Raw genomic sequence first — 24,113 nt, 5'->3', positions numbered from 1 at the left:
ATAAGGGCCCTCCTTTCTGCTATTTTCCATTAAATTGATTCATTGTCTCAACAAACGTATGACCTTCGCATGCATATAAGGCCGCATCGGCTGCTTTTTTTACGGCAAGCAACATCTCTTCGTGTGTTTCTTTGGGAAAAGTACTTAGTACATGGTGGATAACTGTATCATTTTTTGAGGGCCGACCAATGCCAATTTTAATTCTAGGAAAGACATTTGTTCCTAAATGGGCGATCAGACTTTTTATCCCATTGTGGCCGCCAGCACTACCTTTTTGTCGTAAACGAATTTTACCGACCTCTAAGTCTAAGTCATCATAAATAACAATCAAGTCTTCCTCATCTACCCCAAAGTAGGTCAACAACGGACCAACAGAGCGACCTGATTCATTCATAAATGTTAATGGTTTCACTAATAATACTTTCTCAGTTCCTATAAAAAACTCTGCAATATCTGCTTCAAAATTTCTATTATTAAACGAAACATTTTGCCGATACGCAATTTCATCTAGCGTAATAAAGCCAATGTTGTGTTTTGTTTCTTTGTATTTACTACCGGGATTTCCCAGTCCTACGATTACTTTCATCTTTCATTCTCCTTGGATTATAAGCTTGCCAACACAAAATGGCTGGGAAGCGTATGCGCTACCCAGTTTTACTCATTATACCATAGAAATAAAAAAACTCGCAGTCTTTGAAGATTAAGAAAGATGTAAAAAAATTTTTTAGAAATTTAAATATGCACAAGATAGTGAAATTACGCACATGTAAGAGCTACCATTTTGAAACAGGTCTGAAAACTGTATCATTTTTACAATCAAAGTTCGTGACATTTTTTACAAACCATGTTACTATCACTTTAGCAACAGGAAATAAAAACTCGTTGCTCACGAAAAAGAATGTAGAGGAAGGAATGGTACACATGACTGCAGCCGCAGGGAATAAAGATCACCAAAAAGTAATTTTAGTCGGGGACGGTGCCGTAGGTTCTAGCTATGCCTTTGCTTTAGTAACTCAGAATATTGCTCAAGAAGTTGGGATTATTGATATTAATGTACCAAAAACTGAAGGAGACGCGTTGGACTTATCCCACGCATTAGCATTTACTTCTCCTAAAAAAATCTATGCAGCTACTTATGACGATTGCCATGATGCAGACTTAGTTGTCTTAACAGCTGGCGCGCCTCAAAAACCAGGCGAAACTCGTTTAGACTTAGTTCATAAAAACTTGAAAATTAATAAAGAAATCGTTACAACAATTGTTGATTCTGGTTTCAACGGTATCTTCTTAGTTGCCGCAAACCCAGTCGATATTTTGACTTATTCAACTTGGAAATTCTCTGGTTTCCCGAAAGAACGAGTAATTGGTTCAGGAACTTCACTAGATTCTGCTCGTTTCCGTCAAGCAATTGCCGAATTAGTTGATGTTGATGCACGAAATGTCCATGCCTACATCTTAGGTGAACACGGAGATACAGAATTCCCAGTTTGGTCACATGCGAATGTCGCTGGCTTACAAATTTACGAATGGGTGAAAAATAATCCTGACGTCGATGAAGAAGCAATGGTTAACTTATTCTTCAACGTACGTGACGCTGCTTACACAATCATCGAGAAAAAAGGAGCTACTTTCTATGGGATCGCGGTTGCACTAGCGCGTATCACTAAAGCGATCCTAAACGATGAAAACTCTGTGTTACCATTATCTGTTTATTTAGAAGGCGAATATGGTCAAAACGATATTTATATCGGTGCACCAGCGATCATCAACCGCCAAGGAGTTAAACAAGTCATTGAAATTCCATTAACAGATGCTGAACAAGAAAAAATGGAAGCTTCTGCTTCTGCATTAAAAGAAGTAATTGCAACAGCTTTTGCTAAATTTGAAGCAGAAGAAGCAAAATAACTCCTTCTACAATAGTCGAAAATTAAAAGCAACCAAGAGTGAACACTATTGTTACTCAGCTTTAAAGCCTGGTACAAAAATCCAAAGCGATTTTTGCACCAGGCTTTACTTTTAATCTGTTTTACTTTACTCATCGCCCAATTTTTTCAAAAAATTATTATTTTGTTTAACTCGAAAAATAACAATACCCAAAAATAAATTTGTTATCTAAAATTCACTACACTACTTAATATAGTCCATCTGCTTCTTCTTTTGTCACAATGTAAATATTTTTCATTTGCGTATAAGCATCTAGCATTGATTTATGCGTTTCTCGACCAATTCCTGATTTTTTATAACCACCGAATGGCGCGCCCGCAGGCAATTGATTGTATGTGTTGACCCACATCCGACCTGTCCGTACACCACGAGCAACCCGTAATGCCACATTGATATCTTGTGAAAAGACGGCACCACCTAGACCATATTCAGAATCATTAGCTAAACGAATGACCTCTTCTTCCGTTTCAAATTTAATCACTGTTGCAACAGGACCAAAGATTTCTTCTTGGGCCACGCACATTGTATTCGTGCCATTTGCTAATAACGTAGGTGCTAAAAAAGCCCCCTTGTCTAGCCCATTTTCTGTTAAACGTTGCCCACCAGTAATCAGTGTAGCTCCTTCTTTCACACCAATCTCGACATATTTTAAAATTTCTTCCAATTGATGCTCATTGATCTGAGCGCCCATTTCAACATCTTTTTCCCACGGGAAACCAACTTTTACTTGTTCAAACTTTTCTTTCAAAGCCTCTACAAATTGATCATAAATACCTGACTGAACGAACACACGAGACCCAGCACAACAAACTTGCCCTTGATTGAATAAAATCCCTAACTGCACACCTTCTAATGCTCGTTCCCAATTGGCATCTTCAAAAATAATGTTGGCTGATTTTCCGCCAAGTTCTAAAGTAGCTGGAATTAGGCGGTCGGCCGCGGCTTTAGCGACAGTGTACCCTACCTCTGTTGAACCTGTAAAAGCTAGCTTATCAAAACCTGGATGTGCCAACATATAATTTCCTGAATCAGAACCACGACCGGTGATTAAATTCACTACTCCTTTCGGCAAGACTTGATCAAAAATCTTAAACAATTCCAACAGACTTAATGATGTGCTCGAGGATGGATGAATCACAACAGTATTACCTGCTGCCAACGCTGGCGCTAATTTCCAAGCACCCATTAGCAATGGAAAATTCCACGGAATAATTTGACCAACGACACCAATGGGTTCTTTCACAACAATGGATAACGTATCCTTATCAAATTCTTTGACAGACCCTTCTTCTCCACGAATCACACTAGCAAAATACCGAAAATGGTCTGCACTGGCAGGGACATCAATCGATCGCGTTTCCCGAAGTGGTTTTCCATTATCTAAAGTCTCCACCATAGCTAAATGTTCTTGATTTTCTTCAATCAAATCAGCAATTTTCAATAAAAGATTGCTTCTTGTTACAACATCAACATCTTTCCAGGTCTGAAACGCTTCTTGAGCTGCTTCTACAGCTCGATCCACATCTTCATTTGTGGCATCTACAAATTCTGCTAATTTTTCGCCATTACTAGGATTGTAACTAGCAATCATTTTATTACCACTACCTGTGGTCCACTCTCCATTAATATACAATTGATAGCGACTGGCAACTACTTGATTTATTTCTTTTTTGCTCATTTAACCACCTCTTCTTTCATTTTTGTATCCGCTTACAATTATAAGACATCTTCCACCTAAAAGTAAATGATTCTACCTAAAAAAAATATAGCTATCGGCGACTGTTGCTAACTCATCCCGACCTGAAATCGCCTGGCAATAACTGGATGTAGCAAACTTTATTATTGGAGAAACCTTTTGCCACAAAAAAAGCTAGCACTGAAGAATTAAAATTGATTCTTCAGTGCTAACTTTGATTTTTCCAACTCATCCGTTCTTATTGACAAAGAGCTGATTTTTTTATTTATCTTTTGGAACGATATAGTTCATTAAATGTGTTTCATCGGCTGAGATTGTACGTGTTGAAACAACGTTTAATCCCTTCACATTCATTTCAGAAATTAAGATGCTACCATCTTTAAAGACTTTTTCCACAAATGCGACATGACCGTAAGTATTGTCCGCGCCTAAAACACCAGCTGGGAAGGAAACCGCTGCGCCTGCTTTTGGTGTACGACTTACTTTGTACCCACGTGCACGACCTGTTTCGCCCCAATCTTGACCATTCCCCATTGTTAAGTCCACACGTTTACCTAATTGCGTAATACGGTTATAAACATATTGTGTACAGTTGCCCCAAGCATAACTATTAAAGGTGTCATAGTTTTTGCCATTGTAGGCTGGGAAATTTGATTCCATTGGTTCAACGGTTGCTTTTTCTTTATCATAATAAGTTAAATCGTATGTTTTAATTAACGCATTTAATTTCTTATGGTAATCTTTGTCCGTTGCGTATTTTCCTGTTAGGAAACGTGTCGCTTCTTTGTATGATTTAGCTTCTGTTTTCCAGACACCATGATAGAAATCTTTATTGGAATCTAAACCATTTTTCAACAATTTCGCATAATCTTCCATCGATTCTTTATACGATGGATATTGACGGAATTTTGCTTCTACTGTGTATAGGTTACCGAAACCATTGTCTTCATAGGTAATAAAAGAAACAGATTGACCTTTGTAATCGCCTTTAATACCAAACAAATTGTAGTTTGGTTTCTGGCTTAATTTACTATTGCCGCTGCCACTTTCTAAAATTGCTTGAGCAATCATCACACTAGCATATAAGTTTTTGTCCTTGGCCACTTTCCGAGCAGATTCACCGATTTCTTGAATAAACTCTTCTGTCTTCTTCGTTTTGCTGACCGTAAACGTCTCATCGTCTTCCACTAACCCAACCGTTTCATTTGTAACTGGTGGGACTATTTCAGGCTGCGGTGTTGACGTTGCTGGTTGCTCTACTGGCTTTTCAGCTGGTGCTGTTGGTGTCACTGGTTTCACCGGTTGTTTTGATTCAGAAGTACTCGTGCCAGGCTTTGGCTGTTCTTTAGAAGAACTTGGTGTGGTCGTTGGCGTGGTACTTGATTCAGTTGTACTTGTTGACGTAGAATCTGTGGTTGACTCTGTTGTACTCGTTGAGGTGGAATCAGTAGTCGATTCTGTCGTACTTGTGGATGTTGAATCCGTTGTGGAATCTGTCGTTTCGGTTCCTGACGTTTCCGTGGACTCCGTGGTTGCAGATGTACTTGATTCGGTTGAACTTTCTGTTTCAGTTGTTGTTTCTTCTGTTGTTTCATTAGTCACTGTCGTTTCAGTGGCTTCAGCATTTGTTGCTTCTGCGGTTGTTTCTGCGACAGAACTATTTTCAGCTACCAAGTTATTACCTTCTGCAAATGCACCTACTGGCACTGATGAACCTAAAAGTAATAAGGTAGAGAACAGGGCAAATTGTTTTTTCATACTCATTCTCCTTTTTTATTTTTCTCCATTTATTTTTATGTACCAACATAATAATTGACATAGTTATTGTTTAAATGGCTCCTTTTTTAATAGTATACTGTTTCATAAAAAATTTCTAGCAAAAAGTTAAAAAAATAGAAGAAAATTCACAAATTCTTCTATCTTTTTTTGGTAATTTTCTAAGAAAAAAAAGAAAGGACTTGAACAAACATCAATATCCTCTCTTTTTCTCGTTATCCTTCAAACAAAATACTTTTTTTTCGAAGCGCCTCTTTGATTTCTTGGAAAGTGTCTTCGTCTGCACAGCGAATAGTATGCAGATGGACGCCTCCTGTTAAAACTGATAGTAATGTAGCATGCTCTTTTTGATACTTATCCATAAATTTATCAATGTCTTTCTCTGTTTGAATGCGCAAACTACCGATTAATTCCCCATAAAGTGGATGTGCAATACTCACATCTACCACTTCTCCACCTTTGGCAACAATGACTGACAATTCTTCTCTCGTTTGTTCAGGCGTATGTTGACAAGCAATTTTCCGCTCAATTCCTTCTAAAGGTTGTTCCAACATATACCCTCGAGCTGTTGCGACAATTTCGACGCCTGTTGCCCGTAATAGAGCGACATCTCCTACAATAATTTGTCTGCTGACATCAAAAGCTTTTGCAAAACGAGTAGCACTAATTGGCTTTTCGGTCTCTCTTAATCTTTTAACAATCTCTCTTCTTCTGATTTCTCCATCCACGACGTTAGCCTCACTCTCCTAAATGTTTTTCTTGGAAACGTTTAGAGGCGTCCATAATTCCTTGGAAAGTCTCAGATAATGTTTCTTCATACTCGGCATTTTCAACATGATTCAGAATAGTTTCTAACACTTGTCGCTCTCTTTCAGAGTCAAAAACCGCATGACCTGCTTTCTTTTTCACTGCAGCAATCTCTGCGACGACATCCATCCGTTGTTCTAATAAACGGACCAGTTCCTTATCGATTTGGTTAATCTTTGCTCGTTGTTGTTCTAAAGAAGTTGTTGGGGCGTCATCTTCAGTCAATTCTTTAATTATCCTTGCTGGATTACCTGCTATGACACAGTTTTCTGGGAACGATTTGGTCACAACAGCGCCTGCTGCCACCACTACATTATCGCCTAATGTTACGCCAGGAAGGACAATCGCTCCACCACCAATCCAAACATTGTTGCCAATGATAATTCGTTTCCCTGATTCCATTCCGCTATTACGCTTGGCCGCTTGTAATGGGTGCTCGGCTGTATAAAGTTGCACATTGGGGCCAAACATACAGTTATCGCCAATTTCGATTGGACAAACATCTAAAAAAACGTTATTAAAATTGGCATAGAAATTTTTCCCCACAGAAATGTTGTAGCCGTAATCAAATTGAATCATCGGTTCGATGTAAGTTCCGACACCCACTTTCCCAAACGTTTCTTCTATTAATTGACGACGAATATAAGTGTCTGGTTGTTGGTTAATTAACGCCATTTGTTCACGGGCTTTTTTGCGATCAGCCACTAATTCAGGATCTGAGGCAAAATATAATGCGCCGGCGATCATTTTTTCTTTTTCTGATTTAAATTCTTCCATTCCGTTACTCCTTTATCGTTAATTCTGCAAATATCGTTTCGGCTTTCGCTTCTAAAAAATAATAAGGTTGTTGTAAAAATAGCGGCGTTTGATTAATGGCTAAAATAGCGGCCGTTGGTTGTTTATAATGAATCAAATCGCAAAACGGATGCACTTGAAAACTCGTACCGACAATCACGATTAAGTCGGCAGAAGCAACGGCCTGAATGGCTTTTTCGATTGCCTCTTCTGATAATCCTTCTTCATACAAAGTAATAGCTGGACGGATTTGTCCATGACAGTCTGCGTGCCGATCACTAAGTAAATAGTCTTGCCAAGGAACCGTTGCACCACAAGTTTGGCAATAACATTCATATAAATTACCGTGAAAGTCCACCACTTCTTGGCTACCTGCTTTTCGATGAAGCCCATCAATATTTTGTGAAACAATTTTTCCCCGTTTCATTTGCTCTAATTGTGCCATTTTCTGGTGAATGATATTAGGTTGTGCGTCTGGATGATAGAGCGTTTTTACGAATTGATAAAACTTTTCTGGCTCAGTTTTTAAGCAAGTCCGGCTCAATAAGTATTCCGGTTGCTGGATTCCTTGATAGACACCTTTTAAGGAACGATAATCTGGCACACCTGAGGCTGTCGAGATACCCGCACCTGTTAAAAATGTGATTTTTTGTTGGGTTGCCAACCAATGAATTGCCTCAGTTTGCGTGATATCTTGCATATTAATTCAGCTCCTAATCTTCTATATTATAACGTATTTTAACATTAGCACCAAAAGTTTTTCCACTTTTTGAAAACTTCTTACCTATATATTGATTTATCTTGAAAGAGTTTGTGACAAATTTCTCAACTCGTGGTAAAATATGCATGAGTAAAAGTGAGGTGAAACAACAATGGTCGCATTTATTATTTATTGGGCTGCAATTATTGCCTGCATCGCTTGGGGCGTTTTAAGCATTTGGTTCTCTGTTTTTTATCTTTCTCGTAAAGAAAACGGAAATCTTTGGGCTTTTGCGTTCTTCAACGTTATCGCTATTATCGCCTTAGCAATTGTTTTATTAGTTTACAAAACTTGGGATTTCGGTATCTTAACTTACTCAAGTCTAATTTATACAATTTTAGCTTCTTTAGGTGTATTGACTGTTCTTCAAGCTATTTTAGGTCGTGAACCCAAAGCTGTCAAAGCTTAAGTAAAAAGCAACTGTTCCTTTAGGAATGGTTGCTTTTTTCGTATTAGTTTCTATTTCGTAGGGAAAATGTTACGCTAATTTCATAGTGCTTGTGTCCTCTTGATAAATTCCTTTGCTGGAACATATTGACTTTCTTCTGGATTTATCCTAAAATTAATAACTGAATTTAATAACTGAATAGTGCCTCAAAAAAGAGGTAGAGGTCGCGGTTTTTATTACGCTTGTGGAGTGAGAGGACACTGGGAAGCAAGTTTAGGATCAATCGCCGAAATGCATAACGGAGCCTCTTCTGTTGTGTGTTGGGACGTAAGTTAAGAGCTTGCGGACTGTCTTAGTAGTGATGCTAAGTTGTGCTATGTTTCGTTGAGGAATTTTTTTCGACATTACCTAGCAACCTTACATCTGTTTGGTTGTTTTTTTTGTATTCAAAAATAGGTTGTGACAGAAGTATTCTCCTTTAAAAAGACAGAATCGCTTTTGCTCAGCTGATTATCAAAGCTTGTTGATTGAAAAAAGACAGAACGATCAATCAGACAAGAAATTTAAAGGAGAGAAAAAGATGAACAAAAAAGTTTTTTCATTCAGTCTACTACTTGTCACGCTATTTTCGTTACTTGGCATGACAACCAACGCTTCGGCGGAGGAAAATGGTGAATTTCGTGTCGGCATGGAAGCTGGCTACGCCCCTTTTAACTGGTCACAGAAAAATGATGCACATGGCGCAGTGCCTATTCAAGGCAACTCTTATGCAGGCGGCTATGATGTTCAAATTTCTAAAAAAATTGCCGATGGTTTAGGTCGTAAATTAGTAATCGTCCAAACTAAATGGGATGGCTTGGCGCCCGCCTTACAATCGGGAAAAATTGATGCCATTATCGCCGGAATGAGCCCAACCGCTGAACGAAAAAAAGAAATTGCTTTTACAAACCCTTATTATGAATCACAATTTGTCGTAATTGTAAAAAAAGATGGCAAATACGCTAATGCAAAAAGCTTGAAAGATTTGGCTGATGCTAAAATTACGGCTCAACTAAATACATTCCACTATGGATTAATTGATCAAATTCCAAACGTCAATAAACAGCAAGCAATGGATAACTTTTCAGCTATGCGAACAGCACTTGCTTCTGGCATGATTGATGGGTATGTTAGCGAACGCCCTGAAGGCATAACAGCAACTAGTGTCAATAAAGAATTAAAAATGTTAGAATTTCCAAAAGAAAATGGCTTTGATGCTAGCGCTGAAGACTCACAAGTAGCAGTCGGCATGCGTAAAGGCGATCCTGACATTGAAAAAGTAAACAAAATTTTAGCAGGTATTTCTCAAGAGGAACGAACAAAAATTATGGACCAAGCAATCAAGGATCAACCTGCAGCAACAGATAGTGATGAACAAAAAACAGGACTTATTAACGATTTCAAAAATATTTGGAATCAATATGGCGACATGTTTTTACGTGGTGCTGGTTTAACGCTATTTATCGCGTTAATTGGGACGGTCGTCGGAACAACTCTTGGTTTACTAATTGGTGTCTTCCGTACAGTTCCAGATTCTGAAAACCCAGTCGCTCGTTTCTTCCAAAAATTAGGAAATTTAATTCTTTCTATTTATATTGAAGTTTTCCGTGGTACACCAATGATGGTTCAAGCAATGGTTATTTTCTATGGTTTAGCTCTAGCTTTTGGCATCTCTTTAGACCGAACAGTGGCCGCATTATTTATCGTTTCTGTGAATACTGGTGCCTATATGTCTGAAATTGTTCGTGGAGGTATTTTCGCAGTAGATAAAGGACAATTCGAGGCAGCACAAGCGATTGGGATGACCCATGGACAAACAATGCGTAAAGTCGTTATTCCCCAAGTATTACGTAATATTTTACCTGCAACAGGGAATGAATTTGTCATTAATATCAAAGATACGGCCGTGTTAAGTGTTATTGGTGTCGCAGATTTATTCTTCCAAGGGAATGCTGCTTCTGGCGCAAACTTCCAGTTCTTCCAAACCTTTACAATTGTCGGCATCATGTACTTGGTAATGACTTTTGTGATTACACGAATCTTACGTGTTGTGGAACGTAAAATGGATGGCCCTTCTGCTTACGTTAAAGTAGAAGAATTAACTGAAGAAGGAAAAGAAAGCTAGGAGGCAAACAGATGAGTGCAATTATTGAAATTGAACATTTACGAAAAAGCTTTGGCGAAAACGAAGTATTAAAAGATATCAATATGAACGTCAACAAAGGAGAAGTTGTCACCATTATCGGTTCTTCTGGTTCTGGTAAATCAACGTTACTACGTTGTATTAATTTGTTAGAAAAACCAACAGATGGCAAAATCATCTATAATGGTAAAAATGTTTTAGAACGTGGTTATAGTTTGCCCAAATATCGGACCCATTTAGGGATGGTTTTCCAATCATTCAATTTATTTAATAACATGAATGTCTTAGAAAACTGTACATCTGGTCAGATGACTGTCCTAAAAAGAAACAAGGAAGAAGCCAAAAAAATTGCCTTAGAAAATTTAGAAAAAGTTGGCATGGCTCGTTTTATTGATGCCAAACCTGCTCAATTATCTGGTGGACAAAAGCAACGGGTAGCCATTGCTCGAGCATTATCAATGGATCCAGATGTTTTACTTTTCGATGAACCAACTTCTGCATTGGATCCTGAAATGGTTGGCGAAGTGCTAAAAACGATGAAAAATCTTGCCCATACAGGGCTAACAATGGTGATTGTCACACATGAAATGGAATTTGCGCGGGACGTATCCGATCGTGTTATTTTCATGGATAAAGGTGTCATTGCCGAAGAAGGGACCGCTGAAGATATTTTTGTCCATCCAAAAGAAGCTCGGACAAAAGAGTTCTTACATCGGATTTTAACGAAAAACTAGTAAAAAAGAGGCAGTCATTCTGGTTAGAGTGACTGCCTCTTTTGTTATTTTTTGTATTGACGAATCATTGGCGGTTCATAAGAATCAATAAATGCACCAATTTCTTCTAAGGAATCTGAAATGAAAATTTTAGCTCGATCCGCTTCTGTTAAGAAACTAGTTTCTACCATTTTATCAAAAAAAGCAGCTAATAAGTCATAGTAACCATTCACGTTATATAAAATACAAGGATTCATATGTTCACCGACTCGGCCCCAAGAGATCACCTCGCTAATTTCTTCTAGTGTGCCGGGACCACCGGGTAAAGCTAAATACACATCTGCCAATTCGATCATCTTTTTCTTACGCGCATGCATATCGCTAACTGTATGCATCTTTGTAATGCCATTATGTGCAATCTCCCGCTCCATTAAAAAAGTGGGCATGACACCAATTACCTCTCCACCTTCTGCTAAAAGCGTGTCAGCCACCGTACCCATTAGACCAACATTGCCACCGCCATAAACTAGATCATAGTGATTTTCTTTCATCCAAGCGGCTAACGCTACTGCAGCTTGCTGATAGATTGGCTCATTCCCCAGACTGGCGCCACAATATACTGCCATTTTTTTCACAAACATACCCTCCATTTAGATAGATTCTTTTTGACCATCTATCCTCTGGTAGCTATCGTAGCATATTTTGATTTTCTCGAAAAGGTGCAGCCATTTTTCTTTTCGTTTTAAAAGTATTTGAATTTTCAGACAATAAATGCTATAGTCTTTTTATATTTTAAAATTTCAGAAAAAGGAGCCCTATTATCTTGTCTACCTCACTCACTATTCGCTTAGTTGCCGAAGCAGATTGGCCCGCATTGCATGCCTTGGATCAAATCATTTGGACAAAAAAGAATACCCCTGCCGAGATACAACCACTCTCGCTTGCGGCATATCAGGAAAAAATGAAAGATGAAACGATTTTTGTTGCCATCAGCGGACAACAACTCGCTGGATTTATTGAAGTCCATCCGCCCACTTCGTTAGCAGCTCATCAAAAGCAATGGCTACTAAGTATTGGCGTTTCGCCAGATTTCCAAGGCCAAGGGATTGGCGGTTCTTTGTTGTCGTATGTCAAAGAGATGGCCCAGATAAGCGGGATTCATAAGCTGAGTTTGCGAGTAATGGCTACCAATCAAGAAGCCATTCGATTCTATGAAAAACATGGTTTTGTGCAAGAAGCACATTTTAAAGAAGAATTTTATATAAATGGACACTATTGTGATGATTATCAGTATGCTTATTTCATAGAAAAATAAGAAAACCAATGTTTTCTATAAAAACTGGTTGCTCTCTGTTTCTTCTTCTGTTATTTTAAATAATAAGACAATATTAAGGAGTGTGAATCTATGCAAAAAAAGTTAGTTTGGCGTGATTATCTATACGTTGGTTCAATGTTATTCGGTTTGTTTTTCGGTGCTGGAAATTTAATTTTCCCTGTACATATGGGACAAGAAGCGGGGGCTTCCGTCTTTTTAGCAAACTTGGGCTTCTTAGCCACTGGAATTGGCTTACCTTTTCTTGGTGTCATTGCTATGGGTGTTTCTAAAAGTTCAGGTGTTTTTGACTTAGCTTCTCGGATTAATCGTCGTTATGCTCTTATTTTTACCTTACTATTATATTTAACGATTGGTCCTTTCTTTGCTTTACCAAGGTTAGCAACTACTTCTTTTGAGATTGGTCTTGCACCATTTGTTCCTAAAGACTTGCAATGGCTGGTTCTTGCTGGCTTTTCCGCATTATTTTTCTTAGCCGTTTGGCTCTTCTCTCGAAAGCCAAGTAAAATCTTAGATTATGTGGGTAAATTTTTAAATCCGTTATTTTTAGCATTGCTAGGGATTTTGATTGTTTTAGCCTTTGTAAAGCCATTAGGTCATGTGGCCAGTGCCGCTGTTGGTGAAAATTATATTTCAAGTCCTTTCTTTAAAGGATTTACAGAAGGTTATAATACGTTGGATGCTTTAGCTTCATTAGCTTTTGGGATTGTTGTCGTTTCCACTTTGCGAAATATGGGCGTCGAAAAACCTGGAGATATCGCTAAAGGAATGATTAAATCAGGTGCTTTCAGTGTTGTATTGATGGGGATTATCTATACCTTACTTGCTTATATGGGAACAATGAGTATCGGGGCTTTTCCAATCAGTGAAAATGGCGGGATTGCCTTAGCCCAAATTGCTAATTACTATTTAGGCCTACCAGGGAGTATTTTACTGGCTTTTATCGTAGTTCTTGCTTGTTTAAAAACAGGTATCGGCTTAAGCACAGCCTTTTCTGAGACTTTTGAAGAAATGTTTCCGAAGGTTTCCTATCAAAAATTCTTGGCAATTGTTGTTATTTTACCAGCTATTTTTGCAAATGTCGGCTTAACCAACATCATTCAATTTGCCGTTCCAGTCTTGATGTTCCTTTATCCATTGGCGATTACTTTAATGCTTTTGGTAATCATCAGTCCGATTTTCAAACATCGACGGGAAGTCTATCAAGCAACGACCTATATCACATTGATTGCTGCTGTTTTAGATGCATTAAATAGCTCCCCCGCCTTTATCAAAGATACGGCGTTTGTAACAACGCTTTTAGAAAAAGCCGGCCAATACTTACCATTGTTCACTATTGGCATGGGCTGGGTCGTTCCAGCAACGGTTGCTTTTCTAATTAGTTGGGTTTGGGTCATGATTTCTAAAAAAGATTCTATCCTTGATTAATTCTTACCAAAACGGCACTAGAAAAATGTGGAAGCGCATCTTTTCTAGTGTCGTTTTTATGTATATTCGTTGTACCAAACTCTTGACTATGGTAAATTGAAGTTACCAACAAGTACTGGAGGAAATTACCCATGTTAGTTACAACAACCGAGAGAATTAGCGGTCAAGAATATGAAATTATTGGAGAAGTTTTCGGGTTAACCACACGTTCTAAAAATATGTTTAAAGATTTAGGTGCTGGACTAAAAAGCGTAGTTGGCGGTGAAATCAAAGGTTACACTGATATGCAACGAGAAGCACGCGACCAAGCAATCGAACGTTTAAAAGCAGAAGCCTCTAAATTAGGTGCGGATGCCGTTGTGATGATGCGTTTTGATTCTGGCACAATTGGTACCGACATGCAATCTGTCGTGGCTTACGGAACAGCTGTTAAATACATCTAAATTTTGCAACTAAAAGAGGTCGGGACAGAAGCGTTTAACTCCGAGAAATAAGAAGGAATTTCCGAAAATTGTTCTGTAATTTTTGGAGAATTTCGGCTTATTTCCGAAGGAGTTGCTTCTGTTCCCGCCGTTTATAAGTTTTTGAGCGTGGAGCAAAAATCCAAAGTGATTTTTGTCCCACGCTCTTTTATTTTTCATATTTCACTTCTGCTAAATACAATCCTTCTGGATGAGCAGTCGGACCAGCTAGATTTCGATCTTTGGCTGCAATAATTGCTGGAATTGCGGTTGGTTCTAGCCGCCCATTGCCGATTTTCAATAGCGTACCAACTAAAATCCGAATCATTTTGTACAAGAAACCATCGCCCCGAAAAGTGAATGTTAATTCATCCCCCGTTTCATTGACATGAACACTGGCTTCATGAATGGTCCGGACTTTATCTTCTACCGAACTTCCTGAGGCACAGAAAGAGGTAAAATCATGGGTACCTAATAAATCAGGCAAAGCTTGTTGGATTTTTTCGAGATCAATGGGATACGGAAAATAACTGGCATAAAAACGTCGAAATGGACTTCGTGGTTTGCCAATATCCACTTTAAATTGATAGGTTTTTTCGATCACGTGATAACGTGCATGAAAGTCTTCTGAAACACGTTCCACGCTGCGCACAGCAATGTCTTCTGGTGTTTGTGTGTCTAACGCAAAGCGCATTTTTTCCAACGGACGTTCCTGCGGATAATCAAAGTGAATCACTTGGCCCATTGCATGAACACCTGCATCTGTTCGTCCTGAACCAAAAACCGTCACGGAGCGTCCATTATTCATGCGTGCTAACGTTTTTTCTATTTCTTCTTGAACGGTACGCTCATTAGGCTGCTTTTGAAAGCCATGAAAATGAGTGCCATCATAGGCAATGATTGCTTTATAGCGGGGCATAATTTTTCTTCACCTTTTCTAAGTTCTTAATACAAATAAGCCAATGGTTAACAAGACAAAACCAAACATTACTATTGTATCTCGTAGGTGCCAATGAAGAATGCGGTATTTTGTCCGTCCTTCGCCACCTTGATAACCTCTTGCTTCCATGGCAGTCGCCAAATCTTCCGCACGATTAAAACTACTTACGAAAAGCGGAATTAAAAGTGGAACAATAGCTTTCATTTTTTGAAGTAAGTTTCCTTCACCAAAATCCACGCCACGGGCACGTTGGGCATTCATAATCTTTTCCGTTTCATCCATTAATGTTGGAACAAAACGTAAAGCAATGGATAACATCAATGAAACTTCGTGAACTGGAAATTTCACCACACGAAGTGGACGTAGCAAATATTCAATCGCATCTGATAACTCTAATGGTGCCGTTGTTAAAGTTAATAGCGTTGACATGAAAATAATTAAAACAAAACGACAGAAAATAAATAGCCCATTCGTCACACCAAACTGGGTAATGGAAATAATTCCCCACTGAAAGTACACTTCTCCCCCTTGTGTAAACAAGGTTTGAAGAGCCACAGTAAACAGAATTAGCCATAATAATGGCCGAACACCGCGGATAAAGAAGCGGGCGCTGATTTTTGATAATGAAATAGCAAAAGCAGTAAAGGCCGCTATTAAAACATAACTCTGCCAATTATTTGCTAAAAAGATAATTCCAATAAAATAAAAACTAGCTAATAATTTGGCGCGCGGATCTAAACGATGGATAAAAGAATCACCTGGAATATAGCGCCCAAAAATTAATTTATTCATCATTTTGCCTCACCTGCTTCCTGCATTTTTTTCAGAAGCTGATCGGCTAATTGATCGGCCGTTAATGGTAATTGCTCAAAAGAAAAGCCTTTTGCCACTAATTTTTCAGCAAATTCGGCCGCAGTTGGCACGCCTAATTGTTTTTCTTTCAACCATTGTGTCTCTTGAAACACTTCTTGTGGTGCTCCCGCTTGGACGATTTGTCCTTTTTCTAAAACAATCACATGATCTGCGTAATTAGCCACATCATCCATCAAATGTGTCACTAAAACGATGGTCATATTGTGTTCTTTATGCAGACGACTAAACATCTCCATCATTTCTTTACGACCCTTAGGATCCAAACCAGCGGTCGGTTCGTCTAATACTAAGACTTCTGGTTCCATCGCTAGCACACCAGCAATTGCGACACGGCGCATTTGGCCACCTGATAACTCAAACGGAGAATGTTGTAAGTATTTTTCATCTAAGCCGACTAAATCAAGCATTTTCTTAGCTGATTTTTTCGCTTCTTCGTCTGAAACACCAAAGTTTTTCGGTCCGAAAGCGATGTCTCGCTCCACGGTTTCTTCAAACAATTGGGTTTCTGGAAATTGAAAAACGATCCCAACTTTTTTACGAATTGGTTTTAAATTCTTATTATCAGTTTCTGGCGTAATCACACGCTCTCCAATTGTCACTTGGCCTTTAGTTGGTTTCACCAAGGCATTTAAATGTTGCAATAGCGTTGATTTGCCACTGCCAGTATGACCGACAATCGCGGTATAAGAGCCGTCTTGAATCGTTAAATTAATATCGAATAATGCCCGTTGCTCAAAAGGAGTATTGGGTTGGTAAGTAAAATCTACTTGTTTAAAACGGATGTCCATAACCAATCCACCATCCCTTCTTCTGTTAAATAATTCGTTGGCACAACAACGCCACGCTCTTTCAAAGCTACTTTTAATTTTTCAGGAAACGGTAAATCCAAGCCCATTTCAACAAGCGCTTCTCCTGCAGAAAAAATCTTTTCTGGCGTTCCTTCGCTTGTTAATTGTCCTTGGCGCATCACTAAAATACGATTCGCATTAGCCGCTTCATCAATATCGTGGGTAATAGAAATAACTGTTAAATTGCTTTCTTCTTTAATCTTTTGAATGGTAGCAATTACTTCTGCACGACCTTCTGGATCTAACATACTTGTCGCTTCGTCTAAAATAATAATATCTGGTCGCAAAGCAACCACACCAGCGATAGCTACTCGTTGTTTTTGACCGCCAGATAGCCGAGCAGGTTCTCGCTTGGCAAAATCTAACATACGAACCCGTTCTAAGGCATCGTGGACACGTTCGACCATTTCATCACGCGGAATGCCTTGATTTTCTAAACCAAAAGCCACATCGTCTTCGACTGTTGAACCGACAAATTGGTTATCTGGATTCTGAAAGACCATTCCTACCATACGTCGGATATCCCAGACGTTTGCTTCGTTTAATTCTTTGCCGCCAACTTTGATGGTCCCAGCAGCTGGTAGTAACAGCCCATTGATCGTTTTGGCTAACGTTGATTTACCAGAACCATTATGGCCAATAATAGCGACCCATTCGCCTTGTTGAATGGAAAAAGATACATCTTTTAAAGCGGGAGAAGCATCTTCTGGTTGATAATTAAATTGGATATTATTTAGTTCAATGATTGGTTGCATCGCGTACTCCCTCAATCTATTTATTCTTTCTAACACTACCAAAAAAGTAGCGTTTTTTCAATCATCTGTTCTGATTCTTCACACTATTTTTTATTATACCAAAAGAACGGTCATTATGGGAGCTCTTATCTGTCTTGACAGGTCTATTTTTCATAAAAATAACTTCTTGTTCTCATAAAACAAGAAGTTACTGATTTTCTTTTAGAAATGTGTCTTCAAATATTCAAACGCATATTGGGCATATAACTCAGCACCCATTGCCATCGCATCTTCATCAATATTAAAACGACCATGGTGATGTGCCCATTCCGTATCTTTTTCTGGATTACCACTTCCCACTAAGGAAAAACAGCCAGAAGCATGTTCAGTATAATAACTGAAGTCTTCACCACCAGTTGTCGGCTCTTCTTGTCTTAAGGCCGCTTCACCAAAATTTTCCTTAATTAGTGCTTGGGCAAACATGGCATCCTGCTCATCATTAATCACTGGCAACGTTCCATATTGATAATCTAACGAAGCCGTCCCACCGTAGATAGTAGCTGTTTGTTCCGCATAGCGTTGCAACGCCTGTTCTACTCGATTACGCGTTGCTACACTAAAGCAACGAACGGTTCCTTCTAAACGTGCATTCTCAGCAATCACATTAAAACGGATCCCCACATCCATCCGTCCAATCGTGACAACTACTGGATCTAAAGGATCTGTCTCCCGAGAAACAATCGTTTGCAGATTCATCACGAAAGAAGAAGCTATAACTGTCGCATCAATACAAGCGTTGGGCATCGCACCATGGCCACCACGGCCTTTAAAATCAACAGAAAAAATATCCGCGGATGCGAAACTTGAGCCCACTCGACACGAAGCGGTTCCTACAGGCATTTGTGACCAGATATGTAAGCCAAATACATCATCAACACCGGTCATTGCGCCTTGCGCAACCATTGCTTTAGCACCTTGCGCATTCTCTTCAGATGGTTGAAAAATCAACCGTACCGTTCCCTGAAGTTCTTCTTGGATTTCTTTTAATACTTTAGCCGCTGTTACTAACATCGCGGTATGGGAATCATGCCCACATGCATGCATCTTACCAGCTTCTAAAGATTTATAAGCCAAATCTTCATTTAATTCCTGTACAGGTAAGGCATCCATATCAGCCCGCAGCGCAACCACTCGACCTGGTTTGCCGCCCACAATCTCAGCAATTAAACCCGTCGGTTCTGTTTTGCGATAAGTAATTCTCAATTGATCAAGAACTTCCGTGACTTTTTCTGTCGTTCGAAATTCTTCAAATTGTAATTCTGGATGTTGGTGTAAATCCCGTCGAAAAGCAATCATTTCCTGTGCATGCTGTTTGACTAGTGCTTTGATTTTTTTCATACTTACGCCCCGTTTCTACAAACTTAATAAAATACTTGAAAAAATACCCGCTAAAATAACCGAAACAATGGTGACTGTTACGAAACCTGCCACTAACATCGGTGGCATTAAATGGCTCGTTAAAGCCGCCTGTTCTTGTTCATCTTCTGTCAATGATTGAATCACTTCATTAGTAATAATATAATCGGCTGGAAAGCCATATAAAGCTGTCAACGAAACAGCGAATGCCATCTCTTTACTCACACCTAATATACGACCAACAATTGCTGAAAAGATGTACATCCCGATAACACCAATCACAATAATCCCAATCATTGGTAAAAATAAATCCATCAACATTTCAGGTGTGGCTTGTTTTAAGCCATCAAAGACAAAAAGCATTAACCCTAAAATCGCAAAACCAAAGCTATTTGCTTTCTGCAATGGTTGCTTTTCTAAAAAGCCTAAAGACGTTGCAATCACACCAAAACATAAACACAACACAAAAGGACTAATCGTCACAAACGGTGCCGTCCACACAGAAACATAATAAGCGAGTGTGGCAACTAAGGCTAAACGTAAAATTCGTGAATAATCTGTATGATATCGTTTTGGTACTTTTTCAAATAGTTTAGGCACATCTGGTTCTGCTCCTTTTTCTTGCCCCTCTTGTTCATGAAGCGGCTGCCATGTGCCTGCTCGGTATTCTTGAAGCTTCCGCTTTCCTTCTTTTTTTAGAACAATTGAAGTTAAGGGATAACCTGCAAACCCTTGAATGACATAAATTAAAATTGCCAAAACTGAAAGTGAGGCTAAACCAGCTGATTGAGCCGCTTCTGACATTACTAATGAAGAAACTAAACCTCCTACTAACGGCGGGATTGCAACTAAAACTGTTTTTAAATCAAAAACAAAAGTCCCCACAGCTAACAACAAGGCAATAATGCCCAGAATACCTGACAAAGCAATCACAATCGTTTTCCATTGATTAACCAATTCTTTAACAGAGAGCAAAGTGCCCATATTAGTAATCAACAGATACATTAATAAAGTGGCCACCACTGTAGGAATTCCTGCCACTTCCACAATATTTTGTGGAAAAATAGTCCAATAACCAAGAATAAATAAAACACCACAAACAAAAACAGATGGAATCCAAGCTTTTGTTTTGATAGAAACCACATCACCAATGTATAAAATAACCATCAGCAACGAAAAAGCAAACATTTGCGTCATATAATTCCCCCTTCTACTAAATCAGATTGTTTAATTATCTGAAAATTCCAATTAATAATCAGTATAACAAACCGCAAAAGCTTCTGCAATGCTTTTAAGAAACAAAAAAGCTTTGAGAAAACAGCGTTTTCCCAAAGCAAAAAAAAATCACCTTTATATGATGAGTGCTCCCCTGCTAAAGCCATCTTTAGCAGGGAAAGCAGAGCTAGACTCGGAGTCGCCTCCAACATCATAACACTCTAAAAGAAACATCTATAAAGTGATCGGTTTATTAATTATTTAACAAATTCGATAACTACCATTGGTGCTGCATCGCCGCGTCTTGGTTCTGTCTTCAAGATACGAGTGTAACCACCTTGGCGTTCCGCGAAACGAGGTCCTAAATCGTTAAATAGCTTTTGTAAAGCTGATTCAACAACGATAGACTCATCTTCTTCACGAACACTAGCAACTTCATTACGAACGAAAGTAGCTGCTTGACGACGTGCATGAAGATCTCCACGTTTACCTAAAGTAATCATTTTTTCTACAGTTGAACGTACTTCTTTCGCACGAGCTTCAGTAGTTACGATGCGTTCGTTGATGATTAAATCAGTTGTAATATCACGTAGCATAGCTTTACGTTGGCTTGATGTGCGTCCTAATTTACGGTAACTCACGTTGGGTTCCCTCCTTCGTTTCTGTTCTCACGAGCCACTGCTGTTAAGCAGGACTGGAAACTTCGTAAAAGTCTTAATCGTCCTTACGTAATCCTAATCCTAGATCATGCAATTTAAGTTTTACTTCTTCAAGAGATTTACGACCTAAATTACGTACTTTGATCATTTCTGGTTCAGATTTGTTTGTAAGTTCTTGTACAGTATTAATGCCTGCACGTTTTAAACAGTTATATGAACGAACTGATAAATCAAGTTCTTCAATCGTCATTTCTAGCATTTTCTCTTTTTGAGTTTCTTCTTTTTCCACCATGATTTCAGCGTTTTTCGCTTCGTCAGTAAGGTTTACAAAGATATCTAAATGCTCAGTCATGATTTTCGCAGCTAAACTTAGTGCTTCTTGAGGAATGATTGAACCATCTGTCCATATTTCCATTGTTAATTTGTCGAAATCATCACGACGACCAACACGTGTATTTTCTACTTGGTAGTTAACACGATGAACAGGTGTGTAGATGGAATCAACTGGAAGTACACCGATTGGCATATCTTCTTTTTTGTTTTCGTCTGCTTGAACATAGCCACGACCAGGTTTCACTGTTAAGCGAGCATGGAAAGTAGCTCCTTCAGCAACACTACAGATAACTAAATCTTTATTTAGGATCTCAACATCACTGTCCACGATAATATCGCCGGCAGTCACGGTAGCGGGTCCTGTAATATCGATCTCAAGGGTTTTCTCTTCTTCAGCATATAATTTCAATGCTAAGCCTTTAATATTCAAAATAATTTGTGTTACGTCTTCTCGTACACCTGGAATAGTTGAGAATTCGTGTAAAACACCATCGATTTGAATATTCGTAATTGCAGCTCCTGGTAAAGAAGACAATAAAATACGACGTAGAGAGTTACCTAAAGTAGTTCCGTAACCGCGTTCTAATGGTTCAACGACGAACTTACCATAATCTCTATTTTCATCAATTTTTTCGATTCTTGGTTTTTCAAATTCAATCATTCTTATCTATACCCCTTTCAAAACGAAAAGTGTCTTGTTCAATGACGTTCCTAATTCAAACTCAGAATGAGTGGCGCTCATTAAACACGACGGCGTTTTGGAGGGCGGCATCCATTATGAGGAACTGGAGTCACGTCACGAATTGCAGTCACTTCTAAACCTGTTGCTTGTAATGAACGAATTGCTGCTTCACGTCCAGAACCAGGTCCTTTAACTGTTACGTCTACAGTTTTAAGTCCATGTTCCATTGCCACTTTAGTTGCGGCTTCTGCAGCCATTTGAGCGGCAAAAGGAGTTGATTTTTTGCTTCCTTTAAAGCCTAATGATCCTGCTGATGACCATGCTAATGCATTACCATGTGTATCAGTAATCATTACGATTGTATTGTTGAATGTAGAATGGATATGTGCTACACCTGATTCTATATTCTTTTTGACACGGCGTTTACGACTAACTTTTTTTGCTGCCATGAAGTTCTAACCTCCTTCACTTAGGAATTATTTTTTCTTGCCTGCTACTGTTTTAGTAGGGCCTTTACGAGTACGTGCATTATTTTTCGTGTTTTGTCCACGAGTTGGTAATCCACGACGGTGACGGATTCCACGGTATGAACCGATTTCCATCAAGCGTTTGATGTTTAAGTTCACTTCACGACGAAGATCCCCTTCAACTTTTAACTTATCAATTTCCGCACGAATCGCATCTGTTTGTTCGTTTGTTAAATCACGTACACGAACATCTTCAGATACGCCAACGTTTGCTAAAACTTTTTTAGCTGTAGTGTTACCAATACCATAAATGTAAGTAAGAGAAACTACTACACGTTTGTCACGAGGGATGTCTACTCCTGCAATACGAGCCATTATTCGTTACACCTCCTAATTATCCTTGACGTTGTTTATGTTTTGGATTTGCTGGGCAAATAACCATAACACGTCCTTTACGGCGAATTACTTTACAATGTTCACACATTGGTTTTACTGATGGTCTTACTTTCATGATAATACCTCCTGTGGTTTTACGGAGTACAATTATTTAAAGCGATAAGTAATACGGCCACGCGTTAAATCATACGGTGATAATTCAACTGTTACTTTGTCACCAGGTAAGATACGGATGTAGTGCATACGGATTTTACCTGAAACAGTAGCAAGAACTTGGTGTCCATTTTCTAGTTCGACTTTAAACATTGCATTCGGCAAAGTTTCGACGACTGTACCTTCGACTTCAATCATATCTTCTTTTGCCACGCACAGTACCTCCTTGTACTTGTTTCGCGTTTTCACACGATAAAACGGCGGAAACTCCAGCTCCCACCTAGAAATTCTCAACTAACTTCGTTATTCATTTTGATGTCACAAAACTGTAGAAGTCGGACTGATATATTCTACCATATTTAGTTATGTTTTGGCAAGAGAAACTGAATACAACAACAGGGTTAAACTGCGGGCAATTGGAAATTAGTTTTCGTCAATGATTTTTTTCACATCAGAAAAAACAGTATCGATTTCGCGATTGCCATCGATTGTATGCATCAAGCCTTGTTCTTTATAGAAAGCTAAGATTGGTGCGCTACTTTCAATGTTGACTGCCAAACGATTTTTAACCGTTTCGGGCTTATCATCTTCTCTTTGGTAGAATTCATGTCCGCCACAGCGATCACAAGTGCCTTCAACTTTTGGCGGGTTGAATAATTTATGATACGTTGCGCCACATGTGCGACAGATGAATCGTCCAGCTAAACGCTCGATTAATACATCTTCTTCTACATGGATGTCAATGACAGCATCAATTTTTTTGTTTAATTCTTTAAGCATTGTATCTAATGCTTTTGCTTGATCCAGCGTACGTGGGAAACCATCTAATAGGAATCCTTTGTCTGTGTCTGGTTCAGCAAGGCGTTCTTTAACAATTCCGTTTGTTACTTCGTCAGGAACCAGTTCACCTTTATCGATATAAGATTTCGCTTCTAGGCCCAAGGCAGTTTCATTTTTCATTGCTGCACGGAACATATCTCCGGTAGAAATATGTGGAATGCCATACGTATCAATGATTTTTTCTGCTTGGGTGCCTTTACCTGCTCCAGGTAATCCCATTAAAATGAGGTTCATATATTCTCCTCCTAATTTTAAAGACCGGCTTATGAAGCTA

Annotated in this window: 28 protein-coding genes and 1 riboswitch; of the genes, 7 read left to right on the top strand and 21 right to left on the bottom strand. The window is 38.9% G+C overall.

Annotated elements, in window-relative coordinates; translation table 11 throughout:
* Positions 1-19 precede the first annotated feature (19 nt).
* Complete coding sequence (pth, locus tag IGL49_RS00985; RefSeq protein ID WP_104855130.1) at positions 20-586, bottom strand: aminoacyl-tRNA hydrolase; 567 nt, start codon at positions 584-586, stop codon at positions 20-22.
* 335 nt (positions 587-921) lie between these two features.
* Between pth and IGL49_RS00980 the strand changes: the two genes are divergently transcribed.
* Positions 922-1,905, top strand: coding sequence for an L-lactate dehydrogenase (locus IGL49_RS00980; RefSeq protein WP_104855129.1), 984 nt, complete (start codon positions 922-924; stop codon positions 1,903-1,905).
* A 226-nt stretch (positions 1,906-2,131) separates the two neighbouring features.
* On the opposite strand, the gene IGL49_RS00975 is transcribed toward IGL49_RS00980, so the two are convergent.
* The 5 genes from IGL49_RS00975 to IGL49_RS00955 all read right to left on the bottom strand — a co-directional run bounded on the left by IGL49_RS00975 (position 2,132) and on the right by IGL49_RS00955 (position 7,718).
* Complete coding sequence (locus IGL49_RS00975; protein WP_104855128.1) at positions 2,132-3,622, bottom strand: aldehyde dehydrogenase family protein; 1,491 nt, start codon at positions 3,620-3,622, stop codon at positions 2,132-2,134.
* Positions 3,623-3,901: 279 nt separating this feature from the next.
* Positions 3,902-5,404 (bottom strand): glucosaminidase domain-containing protein, encoded by a 1,503-nt coding sequence (locus IGL49_RS00970; protein ID WP_104855127.1) that lies wholly within the window; start codon positions 5,402-5,404, stop codon positions 3,902-3,904.
* Positions 5,405-5,631: 227 nt separating this feature from the next.
* Entirely contained in the window at positions 5,632-6,144 is a 513-nt protein-coding gene (locus IGL49_RS00965; protein ID WP_104855126.1) for a transcription repressor NadR, read from the bottom strand.
* 10 nt (positions 6,145-6,154) lie between these two features.
* Positions 6,155-7,000 (bottom strand): chorismate mutase, encoded by an 846-nt coding sequence (locus tag IGL49_RS00960; RefSeq protein ID WP_104855125.1) that lies wholly within the window; start codon positions 6,998-7,000, stop codon positions 6,155-6,157.
* A gap of 4 nt (positions 7,001-7,004) precedes the next feature.
* Positions 7,005-7,718: an NAD-dependent protein deacylase gene (locus tag IGL49_RS00955; protein ID WP_104855124.1), complete on the bottom strand. Its 714-nt coding sequence runs from the start codon at positions 7,716-7,718 to the stop codon at positions 7,005-7,007.
* Positions 7,719-7,890: 172 nt separating this feature from the next.
* Here IGL49_RS00955 and IGL49_RS00950 point away from each other — a divergent pair, with 172 nt between their 5' ends.
* The 3 genes from IGL49_RS00950 (at position 7,891) to IGL49_RS00940 (ending at position 11,082) form a co-directional block, all read left to right on the top strand.
* Positions 7,891-8,187: a hypothetical protein gene (locus IGL49_RS00950; protein WP_002356244.1), complete on the top strand. Its 297-nt coding sequence runs from the start codon at positions 7,891-7,893 to the stop codon at positions 8,185-8,187.
* Between the two features lie 189 nt (positions 8,188-8,376).
* Positions 8,377-8,551: riboswitch (Lysine riboswitch) on the top strand.
* Between the two features lie 195 nt (positions 8,552-8,746).
* Positions 8,747-10,330 (top strand): ABC transporter permease subunit, encoded by a 1,584-nt coding sequence (locus IGL49_RS00945; RefSeq protein ID WP_104855123.1) that lies wholly within the window; start codon positions 8,747-8,749, stop codon positions 10,328-10,330.
* Positions 10,331-10,341: 11 nt separating this feature from the next.
* Positions 10,342-11,082: an amino acid ABC transporter ATP-binding protein gene (locus IGL49_RS00940; RefSeq protein ID WP_002356242.1), complete on the top strand. Its 741-nt coding sequence runs from the start codon at positions 10,342-10,344 to the stop codon at positions 11,080-11,082.
* Positions 11,083-11,126: 44 nt separating this feature from the next.
* Here the strand turns inward: IGL49_RS00940 and IGL49_RS00935 are convergent, their stop codons facing one another.
* Positions 11,127-11,711: a TIGR00730 family Rossman fold protein gene (locus tag IGL49_RS00935; protein WP_002383869.1), complete on the bottom strand. Its 585-nt coding sequence runs from the start codon at positions 11,709-11,711 to the stop codon at positions 11,127-11,129.
* 173 nt (positions 11,712-11,884) lie between these two features.
* Between IGL49_RS00935 and IGL49_RS00930 the strand changes: the two genes are divergently transcribed.
* From IGL49_RS00930 to IGL49_RS00920, 3 genes are all read left to right on the top strand, one after another.
* A complete protein-coding gene (locus IGL49_RS00930; RefSeq protein WP_002376398.1) occupies positions 11,885-12,376 on the top strand; it encodes a GNAT family N-acetyltransferase in 492 nt (163 codons plus the stop codon).
* A gap of 90 nt (positions 12,377-12,466) precedes the next feature.
* The gene (gene brnQ / locus IGL49_RS00925; protein WP_104855122.1) at positions 12,467-13,822 is read left to right on the top strand and encodes a branched-chain amino acid transport system II carrier protein; all 1,356 of its coding nucleotides are present in this window, start codon (positions 12,467-12,469) and stop codon (positions 13,820-13,822) included.
* A gap of 131 nt (positions 13,823-13,953) precedes the next feature.
* Entirely contained in the window at positions 13,954-14,265 is a 312-nt protein-coding gene (locus IGL49_RS00920; RefSeq protein ID WP_002381365.1) for a heavy metal-binding domain-containing protein, read from the top strand.
* Positions 14,266-14,452: 187 nt separating this feature from the next.
* Here IGL49_RS00920 and truA read toward each other — a convergent pair whose 3' ends face one another.
* The 14 genes from truA to IGL49_RS00850 all read right to left on the bottom strand — a co-directional run bounded on the left by truA (position 14,453) and on the right by IGL49_RS00850 (position 24,073).
* On the bottom strand, positions 14,453-15,202 hold the full coding sequence (truA, locus tag IGL49_RS00915) for a tRNA pseudouridine(38-40) synthase TruA (protein ID WP_002376397.1): 750 nt from the start codon (positions 15,200-15,202) through the stop codon (positions 14,453-14,455).
* A gap of 18 nt (positions 15,203-15,220) precedes the next feature.
* Entirely contained in the window at positions 15,221-16,018 is a 798-nt protein-coding gene (locus IGL49_RS00910) for an energy-coupling factor transporter transmembrane component T family protein (protein WP_002373841.1), read from the bottom strand.
* A complete protein-coding gene (locus IGL49_RS00905; protein ID WP_174128035.1) occupies positions 16,015-16,884 on the bottom strand; it encodes an energy-coupling factor ABC transporter ATP-binding protein in 870 nt (289 codons plus the stop codon). Before IGL49_RS00905 ends, IGL49_RS00910 begins: the two co-directional genes overlap by 4 nt.
* A complete protein-coding gene (locus tag IGL49_RS00900) occupies positions 16,860-17,699 on the bottom strand; it encodes an energy-coupling factor ABC transporter ATP-binding protein (protein ID WP_104855120.1) in 840 nt (279 codons plus the stop codon). Before IGL49_RS00900 ends, IGL49_RS00905 begins: the two co-directional genes overlap by 25 nt.
* Before the next feature lie 201 nt (positions 17,700-17,900).
* Entirely contained in the window at positions 17,901-19,076 is a 1,176-nt protein-coding gene (locus IGL49_RS00895) for an amidohydrolase (protein WP_164982945.1), read from the bottom strand.
* Between the two features lie 15 nt (positions 19,077-19,091).
* Positions 19,092-20,291: a DUF819 family protein gene (locus IGL49_RS00890; protein WP_104855119.1), complete on the bottom strand. Its 1,200-nt coding sequence runs from the start codon at positions 20,289-20,291 to the stop codon at positions 19,092-19,094.
* Complete coding sequence (locus IGL49_RS00885; RefSeq protein ID WP_104855118.1) at positions 20,288-20,521, bottom strand: hypothetical protein; 234 nt, start codon at positions 20,519-20,521, stop codon at positions 20,288-20,290. The genes IGL49_RS00890 and IGL49_RS00885 overlap by 4 nt, the downstream gene beginning before the upstream one ends.
* A gap of 45 nt (positions 20,522-20,566) precedes the next feature.
* Positions 20,567-20,950, bottom strand: coding sequence for a 50S ribosomal protein L17 (rplQ, locus tag IGL49_RS00880; RefSeq protein WP_002356228.1), 384 nt, complete (start codon positions 20,948-20,950; stop codon positions 20,567-20,569).
* 73 nt (positions 20,951-21,023) lie between these two features.
* A complete protein-coding gene (locus IGL49_RS00875) occupies positions 21,024-21,962 on the bottom strand; it encodes a DNA-directed RNA polymerase subunit alpha (protein WP_141409958.1) in 939 nt (312 codons plus the stop codon).
* Positions 21,963-22,042: 80 nt separating this feature from the next.
* Positions 22,043-22,432: a 30S ribosomal protein S11 gene (gene rpsK, locus IGL49_RS00870; RefSeq protein WP_002356226.1), complete on the bottom strand. Its 390-nt coding sequence runs from the start codon at positions 22,430-22,432 to the stop codon at positions 22,043-22,045.
* 27 nt (positions 22,433-22,459) lie between these two features.
* Entirely contained in the window at positions 22,460-22,825 is a 366-nt protein-coding gene (rpsM, locus tag IGL49_RS00865) for a 30S ribosomal protein S13 (RefSeq protein ID WP_002356225.1), read from the bottom strand.
* Positions 22,826-22,844: 19 nt separating this feature from the next.
* Positions 22,845-22,961 (bottom strand): 50S ribosomal protein L36, encoded by a 117-nt coding sequence (gene rpmJ, locus IGL49_RS00860; protein ID WP_002288710.1) that lies wholly within the window; start codon positions 22,959-22,961, stop codon positions 22,845-22,847.
* A 32-nt stretch (positions 22,962-22,993) separates the two neighbouring features.
* Positions 22,994-23,212 (bottom strand): translation initiation factor IF-1, encoded by a 219-nt coding sequence (gene infA, locus IGL49_RS00855; RefSeq protein WP_002356224.1) that lies wholly within the window; start codon positions 23,210-23,212, stop codon positions 22,994-22,996.
* A gap of 210 nt (positions 23,213-23,422) precedes the next feature.
* Positions 23,423-24,073, bottom strand: a complete 651-nt coding sequence (locus tag IGL49_RS00850; RefSeq protein WP_002356223.1) for an adenylate kinase — start codon at positions 24,071-24,073, stop codon at positions 23,423-23,425.
* Positions 24,074-24,113 lie beyond the last annotated feature (40 nt).

Source organism: Enterococcus sp. DIV1337a, from assembly GCF_051712285.1.
GTDB classification, from domain to species: Bacteria; Bacillota; Bacilli; order Lactobacillales; family Enterococcaceae; genus Enterococcus; species Enterococcus faecalis.
Note: the sequence above shows the minus strand (reverse complement) of the source record. Positions and strands in the feature narration are given on the sequence as shown.